Source organism: Kitasatospora sp. NRRL B-11411 (assembly GCF_000721345.1).
Classification (GTDB): domain Bacteria; phylum Actinomycetota; class Actinomycetes; order Streptomycetales; family Streptomycetaceae; genus Kitasatospora; species Kitasatospora cineracea.
Map to the genome: position 1 here is coordinate 27,372 of NZ_JOGH01000046.1, position 18,440 is coordinate 45,811.

Here is an 18,440-nt window from a genome sequence, read left to right on the forward strand (position 1 = left end):
GTCAGTCCTTCCGGTCGGAGCCGTCGTGGTCGTCGGAGTGGCGGGGGTCGTCGGGGCGGTGGGTTCCGTCGAGACGGGCGAGCGCGGTGGCCAGCACCTCGCCGACCCGGGCGATGTGTTCGGGGCGGGTCATCTCGTAGTGGCCGCACGGCAGTCGGTGGTCCTGCACGGCCGCGGAGGCGTACCGCTGCCAGGCCGCGGCCAGCGGCTGGGCGTCCGCCGCCCGCGCGGACTCGGGCAGGCCCTCGGGGACGGCGCCCGGGCCGGCGGCGGTGAAGAACAGCAGCTCGCCGTCGAACTCCCGGAGCGCGAAGCCGCCGGAGATCGCCAGGTTGTTGGCGAAGACCCGGGCCATCGCTCGCGCGTCCTCGGCGCCGACGGGCAGCCCGGAGCCGTCCCCGCCGAGGATCGCCGCCACCAGCCGCTCGGCCTCCTCCTGGCCGGGCACCGCGAGCGCCGCCAGGGTCTCGGGCAGCGGGGTGTCCATCATCGCCAGCAGCTCCACCTGCTCGCCCCCGCGCCGCAGTTCGGTGGCCACCGCGTGCGCCACGACGCCGCCGTAGGAGCCCCCGAGCAGGCGGTACGGGCCGTGCGGCTGGACGGCCCGCACCCGGGCGAGGCAGTCCGCGACCATCGCGGCGGCGCCCTCGGCCACCGGTTCGCGGCCGTCCAGCCCGCGCGCCTGCAGCCCGTACACCGGCTGGTCGGGCCCGAGCCGGGGCAGCAGCGCGGTGTAGCACCAGGCGGTCCCGATGCTGGGGTGCACGCAGAACAGCGGGCGGCGGCTGCCGTCGGCGCGCAGCGCCAGCACGGGAGCGAACGCGCCGTTCTCGGACGGGTCGGCGGGCCGGGCCTGCGCGACCAGGGCGCGGACCGTGGGGGCGGCCAGCAGCCGGGTGACGGGGACGTCCAGCACACCGGCGCCGCGCAGGCGGCTGGTGAGCAGGACGGCCCGCATCGAGTCGCCGCCGAGGTCGAAGAAGTTGTCCTCGACGCCGATCCCGGCCACCTTGAGGACCTCCTCCCAGTGCGCGGTCACCGCACGCTCCAGGTCGGTCCGCGGCGCGAGGTAGGCGGCGGCGAGCAGCGGGCGGGGGGTGCGGCCCGACAGCGGCTGACCCGGCTCATCCGGCTGATTCGGCTGGTTCGGCTGGTCGGCCGTCGGGGCGGGGCGGGTCGTCGCGGTCGGGGCCGTGGCCGCCCGGGCCGCGGGGATCCAGTGCCTGCGGCGCTCGAACGGGTAGGCCGGCAGCGGCACCCGGCGGCCGCCGCCCTCCCCGCCCGCCAGGTCGACCGGCACCCCGGCGCTCCACAGCCGCCCGAGCGTCTCGGCGAACACCTGGCCGTCCGGACGCTCCGCCCTGGCGTGCCGCATGGTCGCCATGGCCACCGCCGCCGGGTCGTCCAGCACGGTCTGTGCCAGCGTTCCCAGCACCTGCCCGGGGCCGACCTCCACCAGCAGCGGGGCGTCCCGCTGCCACAGGCGCGCGACACCGTCGGCGAACCGCACGGTGCGGCGGGTGTGGGCGATCCAGTGCCGGCGGTCGACGGCCTGGTCGTCGGTGATCCAGTCGCCGGTGACGTTGGTGACGTACGGCGTGTGCGGCCGGTGCAGCGTGACGCCGTCCAGGGCGGCCGCGAAGGACTCCAGCACCGGGTCGAGCACCAGCGAGTGGGCGGCGGCCGGCATCCGCAGCCGGCGGTACGTCACGGCGTCGGCGGTCAGCTTGGCCTCCAGGTCGGCGATCGCTGCCGCCCGGCCGGCCACCGTGCAGGCGTGCGGGCCGTTGACGGCGGCCAGCGACAGCTCCTCGGTCAGGTAGCCGCGCAGTTCCGGCTCGCCGAGCGCCACGCTGGTGGTCGCGCCGCCGGCGGCGATGATGAGCCGCAGCCGGGTGGCGACCAGCGGCAGCATCTCCTCCAGCGACAGCACCCCGGCCAGGCACGCTGCCGTGTACTCGCCGAGCGAGTGCCCGAGGAAGGCGTCGGGCTGCACGCCGTGCGCCGTCAGCGTGCGGGCCAGCGCGTACTGGGTGGCGACCAGCGACAGGAAGGCCTCCGCACTGCCGGGCTCGGTGTGCCGGTACAGGTCGTCGCGCAGGTCGTGGCCCAGGTGCGGCCGCAGGATCTCGGCGCAGGCGTCGATCGCGGCGCGGTAGACCGGCACGTCCCGGTAGAGGCCGGCGCCCATGCCGACGTACTGGGTGCCGCCGCCGGGCAGCAGGAACGCGACCGGGGGCACCCGGCCGGGCTGCACCCGGTCGGACGACGGCAGCGGGCCGGCCAGCAGCCGCGCGGCGTCCTCGGTGCGGGAGGCCACCACCGCGGCCCGGTAGGGCAGTTGGGGGCGGTGGGCGCGCAGCGTGTGGGCCACGTCGCCGAGCGCCGGCGCGGGGTCCCGGGCGAGCCGGTCGGCCAGCTGCTCGCCGATCCGGCGCAGCGCGCCGGGGGTGCGGGCCGACAGCGGCAGCACCCGCCAGCGGCCGTCCTCCGCGCCGGCTGCGGGCCGTGGCGGTTCCCCGGCCTCGGGCCGTGGCGGCTCGGGGGCCTCCTCCAGCACCACGTGCGCGTTGGTCCCGCCGACGCCGAACGCGCTGACGGCGGCGCGGCGCGGCCCGCCGTCGCGCTCCCACGGCTCCAGGGAGGTGGGCACCCGGAACGGGCTCGACGCGAAGTCGATCAGCGGGTTCGGCCGCTCGAAGTGCAGGTTCGGCGGGATCGCCCGGTGCTCCAGGGCCAGCACGGTCTTGATGAAGCCCGCCATCCCGGCGGCCGCGCCCAGGTGGCCGATGTTGGTCTTCGCCGACCCGAGCGCGCAGTACTGCCGGCGGTCGGTGCTCTCGCGGAACGCCCCGGTCAGCGCGGCGACCTCGATCGGGTCGCCGAGCGCGGTGCCGGTGCCGTGCGCCTCCACGTAGCCGATCGAATCCGCGGCGACCCCGGCGACGGCCTGCGCCTCCAGGATCACCTCCAGCTGCCCCTCGACGCTCGGCGCGGTGAACCCCACCTTGCGGCGGCCGTCGTTGTTGACCGCCGAGCCCTTGATGACGGCCCGGATCCGGTCGCCGTCGGCCACCGCGTCGGCGAGCCGCTTGAGGACGACCACGCCCACCCCGCTCCCGTCGGCGGTGCCCCGGGCGTCCGCGTCGAAGGCGCGGACCCGGCCGTCCGGGGAGAACGGCCCGTCCGGCACGTACCGGTAGCCGAGCAGGCCGGCCGGGTTGATGCTCGCGGCGGCGGCCACCGCGAGGTCGCAGCGCAGCCCGAGCAGTTCCTGGCAGGCGGTGTGGATCGCCACCAGCCCGGTGGAACAGGTGGTCTGGACGGTCATGCTGGGGCCGGTCAGGCCGAGTTCGTAGGAGATCCGGGTGGCGAGCGAGCCCAGCGAGTTGCTGATCGCGGCGTGCGTCGCCTCGATCGAGGAGGGGCGGCCGGCGAACAGCGGGTGGACGTGGGCCGGGTAGTAGTGGCTGTCGTCCGCTCCCGCGTACACGCCCACCACCTGCTCCTCGGGCAGCACCGGGTAGCCCGCGTCCTCCAGCGCGTGGTAGGCGCTCTCCAGCAGCAACCGCTGCTGCGGGTCGAGGAGTTCGGCGTCGGCCGGGCTGAAGCCGAAGAACTCGGCGTCGAACCGGTCGAAGCCGTCGACCATCGAGACCCGGCGGACCAGGGAGGGGTCGTCGAGGTCGGCCGGATCGCCGCCCGCGGCCAGGAACTCCTCGTCGCTGATCGTCCGGGCGGCCTCCCGGCCCTCCGCGAGCAGGTTCCAGAACTCGGCCGCGGTAGCGGCGCCGGGCAGCCGGGCGGCCAGGCCGACGACGGCGATCTCGAAGTCGCCCGCCTCTTCGGTGCGGGCGGTGTGCTCAGACACGTGCGTTCCCTTCGGTGGCGAGCGGGCGGCGGGTGAGGCCGGCGGCCCTGCGGGCGGCCCGGTCACGGGCGCGCCGGCCCGGGGTCGTCGGAGGCTCGGTGGCCGGAGGCTGGGCGGCCGGTGACTGGATGCTCTCCGCGGTCGGGCGGCCGACGGCGGCCAGGTGGGCGGCGAGCGCGCGCACCGTGGGGTGGCCGAACAGGTCGACGACCGTGAGCTCGCTGCCGAACCGGGCGTTGACCAGTGCCTGCACCTTGGCCAGCAGCAGCGAACTGCCGCCCAGGTCGAAGAAGTTGTCCAGCACGCCGACCCGGTCGGTGCCGAGCACCCGGCCCCAGATCGCGGCCAACTCCTGCTCCAGCGCGCGCTGCCGGTCGCGGTCGTGGTCGCGGCCCTGGTCGTGGTCGCGGTCCCGGTCGTGGCGGGCCGGTCCGGCGTCCCCGGGGGTCTGGGCCGGCCTCGTTCCGGCCGTGCGCAGCACCCAGCGGTCCCCGGTGCCGACCCGCTCGGCCGCGCTCGCCGCGGCGGCGTGCAGGGCCCCGAGGTCGGTGCCCCCGGCCAGCGCGACCTCGGCCGCGAGCCGGTGCAGCGGGCGGGCCGGGGCGACCACCCGGCTGCCCACCCAGGGCGCACCGCGGTCCGCGCCGATCAGCAGGTGCGGCTCGTCCAGGACGAGCGCGGCCCGGAGGCTCCGCAGGCCGTCGGCCGGGCGCACCGTCCGGTAGCCGCGGGCCTCGGTCAGGGCGGCCAGGCCGGTGCCGCGGCTCATCCCCAGCTCGTCCCAGCGGCTCCAGGCCAGGCTGCGGGCGTCGACGCGTCCGGCGAGCCGCTGGTGCCCGGCCAGCGCGTCGAGGAAGGCGTTCGCGGCCGAGTACGCGCCGCTGAACGCTCCGCCGAAGAACCCGTTGACGGAGGAGAACGCGACGAACGCCGCGCCGGGCTGCTCGGCGGCCACCCGGGCGAGCACCCAGCCGCCGGTGACCTTGGCGGCCAGCGCCGCCCGCCACTCGGCGACGGTGTACTCCACCGCCGGGCGCTGGTCGAACCGCCCGGCCAGGTGGAGGACCGAGGCGAGCGGCACGCCCCAGTCCTCGGCCGCCCGCGCGAGCGCCGACCGGACCTGCGCCTCGTCCGTCACGTCGGTGGCCCGGTAGCGGACCTCGCCGAGTTCGCGCAGCCGGCGGTAGGTGGCCAGCCGCCGGCCGAGCTCGGAGCCGGCCGCGATCTGCGCGTCCCACTCGTCCTCCGCGGGCAGCACGGTCCGGCCCAGCAGCAGCAGCCGGGCGCCCGGGATGGCCAGCAGGTGTTCGGCGATCACGCCGGACAACCCGCCGAGACCACCGCTGATCACCTGGAAGCCGTCCGGTGCGCCGGGCAGCCGGGCGGGGACCGGCGGCAGCGGCCCGTCCACCGGCGCCAGTCGGCGCACCCAGCGCCGGCCGCCGCGGAACGCGACCTCGCTGTCGGTGCCGGCACCGGTCGCGGCGGTTCGCAGCTCCGCGAGCAGGAGCCGGGCCGACGTGCTGTCCGCCTCGCTGCCCGCCTCGTTGCCCGCCTCCAGGTCGACCTGACTGCCGGTCAGCCACGGCAGTTCGGCCGTCAGGCTCTTCAGCAGGCCGCCCGCCGTGGCGTGCACGAACCCGGGCTGCTCGCCCTCCCGGACCGCCCAGCCGCCGGCGGTCACCAGCTGTACGGTGACCGGCCCGCCCCGCTCGCCCCGTTCGACCCGCTCGGCCAGCGCCTTGGCGAGGCACAGCAGGCTGTCGGCGCCGCCGCGCTGGGCCCGGTGCAGGGCGGCCTGGTCGGCCGGCTCCCGGTCCGCGTCGAGGGCGCCCAGGTGCACGACGGCCTCCGGGGCCCGGCCGTCCGCCGCCAGCTGGGCCAGCAGCGCGTTCCAGTCCTCGGTGGCGTCGGGGCGCAGGCCGTAGTCCGCGGCGCTGCGCCGGACCGGGCCGTCGGCCCAGGTCACCACGGTGCACAGGCCGCCGTCCGCCCGTACCTGCTCCGCCAGTTCCGCGGCGAGCGTGCGGGCCGGTCCGGTGTCCGCTCCCCCGGCCACGACGAGCACGCTGCCGAGCGGCCGCGGCTCGGCGGGGCCGGCCTGGGTGCGCTGCCAGACCGGGCGCAGGAACCAGTCCGGCACGGTGTCCGCGGTCCCGAGCAGGCGCGCGACCCGGTTGATCGTCCCGTCGAACTCGCCCGCCTCGAAGCGGCGGCGCAGCAGGGTGCGCTGGATCTTGCCGATCTCGGTCTTCGGGATCTCGTCCGCCGCGACCGGCAGCAGGTAGGCGGGACTGACCCCGGTCTCCCTGGTCACCTTGCCGCGCAGCTCGCGCAGCGCCGTCGCCTCGTCCTGGCCCGGGGCGAGGTGGACGAAGAGCGCGAGCGCGTCGGTGCTCGCCGCCGGGTCGCTGCGCACGGCGCAGGCGGCGGTGAACGAGCGTTCCACGTACGGGAGTTCTTCGGCGACCGCCTCGATCTCGTGGCTGTAGTGGTTGACGCCGTTGATGATGATGACGTCCTTGGCCCGGCCGGTCAGGAACAGTTCGCCGCCCAGCAGGTAGGCCAGGTCGCCGGTCTCGAACCAGCCCTCGGCGTCGAACGCCTCGGCGTTCTGCTCCGGGTTGTCGTGGTACCCGCAGGTGATCGAGGTGCCGCGAACCTGCAGCCGTCCGGCCGTGCCCTCCGGCACGACCCGGTCCTGCTCGTCCACCACCCGCATGGCGAACCCGGGGTAGGGCAGACCGCAGCTGACCACCGCGCCCTCGGCCCCGGTGGGGACCGCGGGCAGCTCGGAGTCGGTGACCACCGAGGAGGTCTCGGACATCCCCCAGCCCGGGTGCATCGCGCTCTGCGGCAGCCCGTACGGCGCCAGCAGTTTCAGGAAGCGGCGCGCGGTGGCGGCGACCACCACCTCACCGGCGTTGGTGAGCAGGCGCAGCGGCGACAGGTCCCAGTCGCGGTCCGCCATCGCGGCCGCGTGCTCGGCGACCAGGCCGAAGGCGAAGTTGGGCGCCCAGCTGACGGTGGCGCGGTGCCGGTCGGCGAGGTCGAGCCAGCGCAGCGGGTCGGCCAGCACCCAGGCGGTGGGCGCGTGCACCTGCCGGCAGCCCAGGAACACGTCGCGCAGGTGGAACATCACCACGCCGGTGACGTGGTCCAGCGGGATCCAGTTCAGCGAAACGTCCTCGCTGGTCAGCGAGTTGACCGCGGCGGTGGCGGCCGAGCGGGTCAGGACGTTGCGGTGGCTGAGCCGGACGGCCTTGGGCAGTCCGGTGCTGCCGGAGGTCAGCAGCATCAGCACGGTGTCCTCGGGCTGTGCCCGGTGGTAGTCGGTGTCGGCCGCGGCGGTGCGCAGGGCCGCGACGGAGGCGACCCTCGGCGCTGCCGCGCCGCCCGCGCCGTCTGCCTCGTCCGCGCCGCCCGCGCCGCCCGTCCCGTCCGCGCTCAGCACCTCGCGCAGCGCGTCCTCGTGCCGGGCGCAGGTGACCACCCAGGGGCGGCCGAGCATGCCGTGCACGCCCTCCAGCTTGGCGCGGGCGGCCGACGCGGTGGCGTACGACGGCGGCACGGTCAACGGCACCGTGACGAACCCGCCCAGGATGCAGCCCCAGAGCGCGGCCAGGAAGTCCTCGTTGTCGTCGCACTGGAGGATCACGGCGTCCCCGGGCCGCAGGCCGCGGCCGCGCAGCCCGCCCAGGACGCGGGTGGCCTGGGCGAGCATCTGCGCGTAGCCGACCCGGACCTGCGAGCCGTCCTCGCGCACGTGCACCACCTCGGCCTGCGGCCCGGCCCCGGTGGCCCGCAGCAGCGCCTCGGTCAGGGTGGCCACGCCGGGGTCGGGCAGCGGCGGGCCGACGCTGAGCGAGGCGGGACCGGCGGCCGCGGCGCCCGGCTGCGGCTGCTGCGCCCGGTCGGCCGGCTGCGCGCGGTCGGCGGTCGCGGCGCTCGTGGTGAGCTGCAGCACGCCGGGCTGCGGCCGGTCCGGCTCCAGCGCGACGGTCGCGGACAGCACGCCGGGCAGCGCGGCGAGTTCGCGCTCCCAGGCGTCCGCCGACTGTTCGTCCAGCAGCGGCAGTTCGCGCAGCGCCGCCAGGTCCACGGCGCCCTGCGGGGTGCGCGGCAGGTCCGAGACGGCGACCACCCGGGCCGGTCGCACCGCTTCGGCCGCCCGGCGCACCGCGCCGTCCCGGTCGGGCACGGCCAGCACGACCGGGACGCCCGGCTCGGCCGAGCCGCCGGTCGAGCCGCCGGTCGACGGGTCGGGCAGCGCGACGCAGTCGCGGATGCCGTCCTGGGCGCGCACCAGGTGCTCCCAGCGCGTCCCGGCGTCCGCCTCCGACTGCGCGGCGGGCGGCTCGGGCAGCGCGGGCAGTTCACCGAGGCGTCGGGCCGGGTCGGCGGCGACGGTGGTCAGCAGTTCCTGCCAGGCCGTGACCAGCCGGTCCGCGCTGTCCGCGTCGAACAGGTCGGTGCGGTGGTCCACCCGGACCTCGATGCCCGCCGGCCGCCCGTCCGCGCCGTGTCGCTCGACGGCGTTGACGAGCAGGTCGAACTTCGCCGTCGCGGTGTGCCGCAGTTCCAGCCGCAGCGCCTCCCCGTCGAGGCACAGCTCGGCGTCGGCGTTGTTCTGCAGCGCCAGCATCACCTGGAACAGCGGGTGCCGGTCCGCGTCCCGGTTCGGGTTCAGCTCGGCGACCAGCAGCTCGAACGGAAGGTCCTGGTGGTCGTACGCGGCCAGGTCCGCCGCCTTGACCCGGGCCAGCAGCTCGCGGAACTCCGGGTCGCCGGAGGTGTCGGTGCGCAGCACCAGCGTGTTGGCGAAGTGGCCGATCAGGTCGTCCAGCGCGGTGTCGCTGCGGGCGGCGACCGGGGTGCCGATCGGGATGTCCGTCCCGGCGCCGCCGCGGGTGAGCAGCGCGGCCAGCGCGGCGTGCAGCACCATGAACAGGCTGGCCCCGCTCTCGTCGGCGAGGCGCTGCAACCCGCCGTGCAGCCGAGCGTCGAGCCGGACCGTGCGGTTGCCGCCCTGCCCGGCCTGCCAGGATTGCCCGGCCTGCCCGACTTGCCCGGTCCGCCCGGCCGTGGCGGCGCCGTTGCGCGGACGGGCGAAGGGCAGCGCCATCCGCTCCGGAAGACCGGCCAACGCCTGCTTCCAGAAGGCTATCTGACGGCTCGTCAGGCTCTCCGGCGCCCGGTCGGCGAGCAGCTCGCGCTGCCACAGCGCGTAGTCGGCGTACTGGACCGCCGGCTGCTGCCAGGCCGGCGCGCGGCCGGCCAGTCGCGCGGCGTACGCGGTGGACAGGTCCCGCGCCAGCGGCCGCAGCGACCAGCCGTCACCGGCGACGTGGTGCAGCACCAGGACCACCGCCCGCTCGCCGGGGGCGCTCCCGTACACCGCGGCCCACAGCGGGGTGTCGTCGTGCAGGTCGAACCGGTGGTGCGCGGCGGCCGTGAGGTGGGTCTCGATCTCCGCCGCCGGGCAGTCCACCACCCGCAGTTCGGGGCGGACGGTGCCGGGCGCGGCAATCTGCTGGACGGGCGTGCCGTCGACGGTGGTCAGCCGGGTGCGCAGCGGTTCGTGCCGGTCGGTCAGGTCGGCGAGCGCGGAGCGCAGGGCGGCGAGGTCCAGCGGCCGGCGCGGCCGCAGCACCAGCGGCATGTTGTAGGTCGGTGCCGCGCCCTCCAGCCGGTCCAGGAACCAGAGGCTCGCCTGCGCCGCGGAGAGCGGGACCTGCGCCGGGCGGGGCCCCGCGAGCAGCGGCGGCCGGGCGGCCGGCGCGTGTTCCAGGCGCTCGGCGAGTGCGGCGGGCGTGGGGTGGGCGTACAGCTCGCGGATCGACAGCTCGACGCCGACGGCCGCGCGCACCAGGGTGGACAGGCGGGCCGCGCTCAGCGAGTGCCCGCCGAGTTCGAGGAAGCTGTCCTGCGGGCCGACGCCGGGTATGCCCAGTACCTGCTCGAACAGCTCGCACAGCACGGCCTGCCGGGCGGTGCGCGGGCCCTCACCCTGGCCCTGGCCCTCGCCCTGGCCCTCACCGTGGCCTGCGCCGCGGCCCGTACCGCGGCCCGTGCCCGGCGCGGCGGGGGCGGGCAGGGCCGCACGGTCCAGCTTGCCGTTGACCGTGGTCGGCAGCCGGTCGAGCGCGACGAACGCGCCGGGCACCATCGCGGCGGGCAGCGACTCCGCCAGGTGCGCGCGCCACAGCCCGGGATCGGGCTCGGCGCCCGGGTCCGGCACCACGTAGGCGGCGAGGTAGGGGTGGCCGGGGCGGTCCTCGCGCAGGAGCACGGCGGCCGCCCGGACCTGCGGGTGGGCCAGCAGTGCCGCCTCGATGCCGGCCGGTTCGATCCGGATCCCGCGCAGCTTGATCTGCTGGTCCGCGCGGCCGATGAACTCCAGTTCGCCGCCGGGCAGTCGGCGCACCAGGTCGCCGGTGCGGTACATCAGGGTGCCGGGCGGGCCGTAGGGGTCGGCGACGAAGCGTTGCGCGGTCAGGGCGGGCTGCCCGAGGTACCCGTCGGCGAGCTGGTCGCCGGCCACGTACAGCTCTCCGGTGGCCCCCGGCGGCACCGGGCGCAGTGCGGCGTCCAGCACGTGGGTGCGGGTGTTCCAGACCGGGTGGCCGATCGGCACGGTCGCGGTGGTGTCCGCCGCGGAGTGGGCCCACGCCGTGACGTCCACGGCGGCCTCGGTCGGTCCGTACAGGTTGTGCACCCGCGCCCCGGTCAGCTCGGCGGCCCGGGCGGCCAGTGCGGTCGGCAGCGCCTCGCCGCTGCAGATGATCCGCCGCAGCCCGGTGCCCTGCCAGGGCTCCGGGTCCTGCACGCAGATCTGCAGCATCGAGGGCACGAAGTGCGCGGTGGTGATCCGCTCCCGGCGGATCAGCGCGGCGAGGTAGCCGGGGTCCTGGTGGCCGCCCGGCTCGGCGCAGACCAGGGTGGCCCCGCTGATCAGCGGCAGGAACAGCTCCCAGACGGACACGTCGAAGCCGAACGGGGTCTTGTGCAGGATCCGGTCGTGCCCGTCGATCCGGTAGGCGTGCCGCATCCACAGCAGCCGGTTGCAGATGGCGGCGTGCGAGACCACCACGCCCTTGGGACGGCCGGTGGTGCCCGAGGTGTGGATGACGTAGGCCGCGTCGTGCGGACGCGGACGCGGCCGCACGCCCGCGCCGGGCTCGGCGTCGCGCGGACCGGTGCCGTGCGGACCCGTGTCGGGCAGTTCGGCGAGTTCGGCCGCAACGGCGGCGTCGTCGAGCCGCAGCAGGGTGGCACCGGCGCCCGCCGTTCCGAGCGCCGCGGCGCCGGCGCGGTCGGTGAGGACGGCGGCGGGCTCGGTGTCGGCCAGCACCGCCGCGAGCCGGCCCGCCGGGTGGTCCAGGTCCAGCGGGACGTACGCGGCACCGGACTTGAGCACGCCGAGCAGGGCGACGACCAGCTCCGTCGAGCGCGGCAGCGCGACCGCCACCGCCCGCCCCGGGCCGGCCCCGCGGGCGGCCAGCAGCCGGGCGATCCGGTTCGCCCGCTCGTCCAGCCCGGCGAAGTCCAGGCTCTGCCCGGCGCAGCGCACCGCCTCGGCCTCCGGGGTGCGCGACACCTGCGCTTCGACCAGGTCGACGAGCGTGGTCGCCGGTACGGGGTGCGCGGTCGCGTTGGCTTCCTCCAGCAGCGCCAGCTCCGGCGGCGAGAGCCACTCGGCCCGGCCGACGGGGGTGTCGGGGTGCGCGGTCAGGCTCTCCAGTAACCGCTCCAGCCGGGCCACCCGCTCGGGGACGTCCGCGCCGTCGCCCTCGGCGAGCTCCAGGTCCTGGCACAACTCCTCGAACGTGTACCGGAGTTGCCCGTCGCCCAGCTGTGCCACCACCTCCCGGAAGCTCAGCCCGGAGGCCGGCTCGATCGTCGACCGCCCCGATCCGAGCGTGACTTCGCCGAGCCCGGCGCACCGGTGCAGGTAGACGGCCACCGATGCCATCAGCTGAGGGATTCCGTGTCGTGCCAGGCGCCGGTTCACGTCGTGTCCTTCCAGAGGTCGCCGTCCCGTGAGGGCCTGAAAAAACGATACCGTCGCGAAGGAATAATTTAACTGTGATCCACGTCACTCTCCGGACGGACCGTACGGGACGCAGGTGCGACCGGTCCGGAGGTCGAGGAGTTCGCGGAACGGGCCCTGGGGGTCGGCGAGTTCGCCCCGGGCGCCAACCGGCAGCCGGTGGGAGCCCCGGCGGCGATGCGCGTGACACCGGCAGGCGGTTCGAGTCGTGTGTACGGGAGCGTCCGACTTCCGTCCCCGAGGAGCCTCTTTTGTCCGACCGGATCACTTTCGAGGAGTTCGCCGCCAGCCGGGCCGGGCAGCTGTTCAAGATCGCCTACCTGATGTGCGGAGACTGGCACCAGGCCCAGGACCTGGTGCAGATCGCCCTGTCGAACCTGTATCCCGCCTGGGGCCGGCTGACCCGGGGCGGCAGGGTCTCCGGCCTCGACGCCTACGCGCGCAAAACGCTGCTGAACTGCTACATCTCCCACCGCAGACTCCGGCGTTCCAGCGAGCTCCCGGTCGGTGAGCTCCCCGATCGCGCTGCGCACGGACCGAGCGAGGAGAGCGAGGTGACCCTGCGCCTGGCGGTCCTGGCCGCGCTGGACCACCTCGCTCCCCGCAACCGCGCGGCGGTGGTGCTGCGCTACCTGGAGGGCTACCGCCTGGAGGAGGTCGCGGACGCCCTGGGCTGCTCGGTGAACGCGGTGAAGAGCCTCAACTCCCGCTCGCTGGCCACCCTCCGGGAGCTGCTCGGACCCGACCGCTTCGCCCTGCTGCAGAACTGACCCCCCAGGCACCCCGGAAAGGCAGACCCACCGTGGATTTCGACCAGGACCTCGCCGGCGTCCTCGCCGCCAGCGTCAAGAACCTCGATCCTCCCGTCACCCGGATCGTCGCGGAGAGCGCCCGGCTCGGCCGCGAACAGCAACGCGCGCAGCGGCTGCGCGCCCTGCGCGTGGGCGGCGCGTCGCTGACCGTCGCAGCCGTGCTCTGCGCCGCCGTCGTGACGTCCCAACTCCGCGACCGGGGCGCGCCGGTACCGCCCCCGCCCGCCGCCCCGGCCTCCGCCACGGCCTCGCCCACCGCGTCGTCCACCGCCTCGCCCTCCCCGTCCGCGCTGCCCGCGGACGCGCAGTTGACGCCGGACGCCATGGTCAAGCTGCTGTCCGACCGGCTTCCGGCGGGCGGGACCTTCGTCAAGTACCAGCAGCCGTACACGGACCACGACCCCGCCGAGGAGCTGGGCGCGTTCCTCCGCTACGACGACGGCCACGGCACGGCCACGTTCCAGCTCACCCTGCGCAAGGAGACCCGCCCGTTCCCCGCCGGCGGCCGCACCCCCGACGCCCGGGACACCGCCCTCCGCTGCGACAGCGGACCCCAGCGCCCCAGCGGCCCCCCGCCGGGCCCCCTCAGCTGCCGGACCCGTTTCCTCGCCGACGGCAGCTGGGAGATGGTCAGCGCCACCGACGCCGCCGTGCCCGGCCTGTACGGCTACCAGGTCGCCATCTGGCGCCCCGACGGCGACGTCCTCGTGTTGTCAGAGTTCGCCGGGACCATCAACGCCTACGGGCACAAGGAAGCCGCCACCCGGGCCGAGCCCCCCGTCCCGCTCGCCCAGTGGCAGGACATCGCGGAGAGCCCGGACTGGCAGTTCCACGTCCCCCGCACCCTGGTCGACGAGGGGGCCCGGCTGGCGTCGGGCATCCCCCGCGCGCCCTTTCCCGAGAGCTGAGCGGACTCCCCCTCGGGCCCCCTCCCGGACCGGGCCGGGCCGTCTCCGGCCGGGCCGGAGGGGAAGCCACCCCGGCGGGGGGCGTCACACCAGGGAGGCCGCAAAGGCGAGGGCGGCGGGGGTGTGGTGCGAGCCGCCGCCCTCGTGGCCGTTGTAGGGGTAGACGGTGATCTGCTTCGGGCCGCGGTAGTGGTTGTGGGAGGCGAAGACGGTCTCGGGCGGGCAGACCTCGTCCATCAGGGCGACCGAGTACAGCGCCGGGACGGTGGCGCGGACCGCGAAGTTGAGGCCGTCGAAGTAGGCGAGGGTGCGGAAGACGGTCTCCACCTTGTCGCGGTGGACCTTGCAGAACTCGGCGACCTCCTTGTAGGGGTAGGCGTCGGTGATCTCGGTGGCGCGGCGGATGTGCTGGAGGAAGGGGACCTCCGCGATCACGCCGGCCAGGTCCGGCACCAGGCCCGCGACGGCCAGCGCGAGGCCGCCGCCCTGGCTGCTGCCGGCCACCAGGATCCGGGCCGGGTCGATGCCGGGGTGGGTGCGGACGGCGTCGACCGCGCGGACGCAGTCGGTGTAGAGCCTGCGGTAGTAGTAGGCGGCCGGGTCGAGGACGCCGCGGGTCATCGACCCGGGGTGGGCCGGGCCCGCGCTGCCCGCCTCGTCGGGGGTGTCGCCGGCGGACCAGCCGGCGCCCTGCCCGCGGGTGTCCATGACCAGGTGGGCGTAGCCGGCGCTGGCCCACAGCAGGTGGTCGTGGGGCAGTCCCCGGCCGCCGCCGTACCCCACGTAGCCGACCACGGCCGGGAGCCGCCGTCCCTCGGCGCCGTGCGGGCGCACCAGCCAGCCCTTGATCGGCTGGCCCGCGTGGCCGGGGAAGGTGACGTCCTCGACCGTGACGGTGGTCAGGCCGGTTTCGACCGGGGTGGTGTCGAGGCGGGCCGGGAAGGCCCTGGCGGCGGCCAGGGTGTCCGCCCAGAAGGCGTCGAAGTCCTCGGGCTCGGTCCGCTCGGGTCGGTACTTCCGCAGTTCCGGAAGGTCCATGGAAAGGAATGCCATGGCGGCCCAGAGTAGGGCAGGGCGGGGCCGGCGCCAATGTCCGGCCCGAAAAGTCCTGAAAGTTACTCAAGCGCTTAAGACCTGACGTGCGGAAGCGCCCACGAGGCCGGCCGGGCTGGTTGACCGGGTTGCCGGTCGAGCCTACGTTCCCCCCGGAGTCAGGCCGGGGCGGATTTCGTGCGTCACGTGCTTAAGCGCATAAGTGCCGGCCGTTCCTGACGCCCTTTCCGTTGTCCTGTCGAATTCTGTCGAATCTTCCGGCATTCCGGAGTTGACACATGGAGCAGCGATCGGCGGCCCCGCCGACCGTGGCCCTGATGCCGACGCCGGGCGGCTGACCGTCCGCCGGCCGCTCCCCCGTTTTCCGGCGGAAGTCCCTCCGCCGGAGTCGACCCGCCCTCAGGAGGGCTCCATGCGTCTCGTGTTCCCCGATTTCCGATCACGCCGCACCCGCGCCGTCACCGGCGCGTTCGCGTCGGGCGCGCTGGCGCTGGCGGCGACCTCGCTGGTCGTCCTGCCGCAGGCCGCGCAGGCGGCCGGGACCCGGTGCCAGGCCACGTACTCGGTGCAGAACGACTGGGGCAGCGGGTTCCAGACCAGCGTCACCATCACCAACCTGGGTGCGGCGTGGACGAGTTGGACGCTCGGCTACTCCTACGCCGGGAACCAGGTGCTGTCCTCGGGATGGAACGGCACCTGGAGCCAGTCCGGCCAGGACGTGACGGTCAGCAGCCTGGCCTGGAACGGCAGCGTCCCGTCCGGCGGCACCGTCTCGCCCGCTGCCACCTTCGGCTACAGCGGCGCGAACACCGCGCCGACGGCCTTCACGGTCAACGGCGTCCTGTGTGGCGGTTCCGCTCCCAGCACCCCGCCCACCAGCCCGCCGCCGACCAGCCCGCCCCCGACCACGCCGCCGCCCACCACGCCGCCGCCGTCGGGCCCGGCGCCCGCGCTGCACGTGTCCGGCAACCACCTGGTCACCGCCGCCGGGGCGAACTACCGCCTGCTGGGCGTGAACCGCTCCAGCGGCGAGTTCGCGTGCGTGCAGGGCAAGGGGATGTGGGACGGCCCGGCGGACCAGGCCACCGTCGACGGGATGAAGACCTGGAACGTCCGCACCGTGCGCATCCCGCTGAACGAGGAGTGCTGGCTCGGCACCGCTGACGTGCCGTCGGGCGGGACCACCGGCGCCGCGTACCGGCAGGCCGTCAAGGACTACACCGACCTGCTGGTGGCGAACGGGATGAACGTGGTCCTGGACCTGCACTGGACGTACGGCCAGTACACCGGCTCCGGCGCGGGCTGCTCGGACACCGCGGCGACCTGCCAGAAGCCGATGCCCGACCAGAAGTACAGCCCGACGTTCTGGACCCAGGTCGCCGACACCTTCAAGGGGAACGACGCGGTCCTGTTCGACCTGTTCAACGAGCCCTATCCGGACGCCGCCAACGGCTTCACCGACGCCACCGCGGCCTGGACCTGCCTGCGCGACGGCGGCACCTGCACCGGCATCGGCTACCCGGTCGCCGGCATGCAGTCGCTGGTCGACGCGGTGCGCGCCACCGGCGCCACCAACGTGATCCTGACCGGCGGCCTGACCTGGACCAACGACCTGAGCCAGTGGCTGGCCTACCGGCCGGTCGACCCGACCGGCAACCTGGTCGCCTCCTGGCACTCGTACAACTTCAACGGCTGCGTCACCACCGCCTGCTGGGACTCCACCATCGGCGCGGTCGCGGCGAAGGTCCCGGTCCAGGCCGCCGAGATCGGCCAGAACAACTGCGACCACGACTACATCGACCAGGTGACGGCCTGGGCCGACCGGAACGGCGTCGGCTACTCGGCCTGGACCTGGAACCCGTGGGGCGTGTGCACCAGCAACGGGAACGTCCTGATCACCGACTGGGCGGGCACCCCGACGGCCACCTTCGGCCAGGGGTACCGGGCGCACCTGCTGGCCCAGCACCCGTGACCCGTCACTCGTCACCCGTGACCCGTCACCCGTCGCCGGTGGCCCGTCACCCGTAGTCCCGCCGCGCACGCGTCGGCCCCGGGAGCGAACGCACCGTCATCCGTCCGGCGAATGACGGGTATTCGTACAATCGATCGGCAGTACCATTCCCCGGGACCACCGACTCCGTTCAGGATGGCTGCCACTCCGGCCCGCCGACACGGCGTCCCGTGCCGACATCCCCACCGCCGTCCGGGCGGGGACGGGCCGACGCGTGCGCCCGTCCGCTCCCGGCCGGCGGTCCACTCCTCTGCGAACGGAGCGGTCATGCCCGCCCCCCTCCCCGCCGACGCGCCCGCGCCGGACCAGGTGCTCACCGACGTGCCCGCGCCGGACCCGGTCCTCGCCCGGCCCCGGCTGACGGTGACCCTGCTGATGGCGGGCAGTTGCCTGCCGATCCTCGGCGCCGTCCTGATCGCCCCGGTCGTGCCGAAGCTCCAGGACCACTTCGCCTCGGTCTCCGGCGTGGACGCCCTCGCCCCGATGGCGCTGACCGTCCCCGCGCTCTCCCTCGCCGTCATGGCGCCGTTCGCCGGCGCGATCATCGACCGCCTCGGCCGCCACCGCCTGCTGGTGATCGCCACCGTGCTCTACGCGATCGTCGGCACCGCCCCGCTCTGGCTCGACTCGCTGCCCGCGATCATCGCCAGCCGGGCCCTGGTCGGCGTCGCCGAGTCCGCCATCATGACCTGCTGCACCACCCTGATCGGCGACTACTGGAGCGGCAAGCAGCGCGAGAAGTACCTCGCCCTGCAGGCGATATGCTCCGCCGTCTCCGCCACCGCCTTCTTCGCCCTGGGCGGCGCCGCGGGTTCGGCGGGCTGGCGCGCCCCGTTCTGGGCCTACGCCGTCGGCCTGCTGCTCGCGCCCCTGCTGGCCACCGTGCTGCGCCCGGCCGGCCGCCGCACCGACGGCGCCACCGTCGCCCTCACCCCCTTCGGCCCGCTGCTGCGCCGCCTGCTGGCGCCCTGCGCGCTGACCTTCTTCGGCGCGATCGTCTTCTACACCATCCCCGTCGAGACCTCCTTCCTGCTCAAGGACCTCGGCACCGAGGCGCCCGCCACCATCGGCCTGTGCACCGCGATCGCCAGCGCCGCCACCGTCGCCGGCGCGGCCGCCTTCACCCGCCTCACCGACCGCGCCGAGCGCCTGCTCCCCTGGACCCTCGCGCTCTGCGCGGCCGGCTTCGGCATCATCGCCTTCGCCGGGAACGTCCCCCTCCTGGTCGTCGGCGCCGTCGTCAACTGCCTGGGCACCGGCATGCTGCTGCCCACCCTGATCAACCGCACCGTCGCGCTGCTCACCCCCGCCAACCGCGGCCGCGGCACCGGCCTGTGGAACACCGCCTTCTTCCTCGGCGAGTTCGTCTGCCCGCTGATCCTGCTCGGCGTCGCCAAGCCCGCGGGCGACCTCGCCGGCGCCGTCGGCGTCCTCGGCGTCGTCACCCTGGCGATCGCCGCCGGCCTGGCCGTCGCGCGTTCCCGGCGCGGGGAGGTCCCCCGGGCGGTGGAGAACGCGCACGCCTGATCCCCGGCAGCCCGTCCGGCCCGCGTCCGGCGCGGGCGCCGGCCGGGGTGCCGGGAGCAGCGGGCACCGTACGGCAACAGCCGGTGCTCGCTGCTCCCGGCCGCGGCGGTGCCCGGTCGAACGGGCCCGCTGCCGCCGGGACTTGTCGCGCGGGCGTCCGCGCCGTGACGGACGCCGGTGCGGCCCGGCCCGCCCCGCCCCGGCC

The 18,440-nt window shown here is 75.5% G+C and carries 7 protein-coding genes; 4 read left to right on the forward strand and 3 right to left on the reverse strand.

Features of this window, described 5'->3' with window-relative positions; all coding sequences use genetic code 11:
* Window position 1 precedes the first annotated feature (1 nt).
* Both IH44_RS0121315 and IH44_RS0121320 read right to left on the reverse strand, forming a co-directional pair.
* Window positions 2-3,871, reverse strand: coding sequence for a type I polyketide synthase (locus tag IH44_RS0121315; protein WP_063759658.1), 3,870 nt, complete (start codon window positions 3,869-3,871; stop codon window positions 2-4).
* Window positions 3,864-11,846: a non-ribosomal peptide synthetase gene (locus tag IH44_RS0121320; protein ID WP_051817144.1), complete on the reverse strand. Its 7,983-nt coding sequence runs from the start codon at window positions 11,844-11,846 to the stop codon at window positions 3,864-3,866. The genes IH44_RS0121315 and IH44_RS0121320 overlap by 8 nt, the downstream gene beginning before the upstream one ends.
* A 329-nt stretch (window positions 11,847-12,175) precedes the next feature.
* Between IH44_RS0121320 and IH44_RS0121325 the strand changes: the two genes are divergently transcribed.
* Window positions 12,176-12,694 carry a SigE family RNA polymerase sigma factor gene (locus tag IH44_RS0121325; protein ID WP_030461260.1) on the forward strand — a complete coding sequence of 173 codons (519 nt, stop codon included), beginning with the start codon at window positions 12,176-12,178 and terminating at the stop codon, window positions 12,692-12,694.
* 32 nt (window positions 12,695-12,726) lie between these two features.
* Window positions 12,727-13,644 carry a hypothetical protein gene (locus IH44_RS42945; RefSeq protein ID WP_051817145.1) on the forward strand — a complete coding sequence of 306 codons (918 nt, stop codon included), beginning with the start codon at window positions 12,727-12,729 and terminating at the stop codon, window positions 13,642-13,644.
* Between the two features lie 84 nt (window positions 13,645-13,728).
* Here IH44_RS42945 and IH44_RS0121335 read toward each other — a convergent pair whose 3' ends face one another.
* A complete protein-coding gene (locus IH44_RS0121335; RefSeq protein WP_030461262.1) occupies window positions 13,729-14,697 on the reverse strand; it encodes an acetylxylan esterase in 969 nt (322 codons plus the stop codon).
* Between the two features lie 412 nt (window positions 14,698-15,109).
* Between IH44_RS0121335 and IH44_RS0121340 the strand changes: the two genes are divergently transcribed.
* Both IH44_RS0121340 and IH44_RS0121345 read left to right on the forward strand, forming a co-directional pair.
* On the forward strand, window positions 15,110-16,669 hold the full coding sequence (locus IH44_RS0121340) for a cellulase family glycosylhydrolase (RefSeq protein WP_051817146.1): 1,560 nt from the start codon (window positions 15,110-15,112) through the stop codon (window positions 16,667-16,669).
* A gap of 306 nt (window positions 16,670-16,975) precedes the next feature.
* Window positions 16,976-18,235 carry an MFS transporter gene (locus IH44_RS0121345; RefSeq protein WP_030461264.1) on the forward strand — a complete coding sequence of 420 codons (1,260 nt, stop codon included), beginning with the start codon at window positions 16,976-16,978 and terminating at the stop codon, window positions 18,233-18,235.
* Window positions 18,236-18,440: the final 205 nt, after the last annotated feature.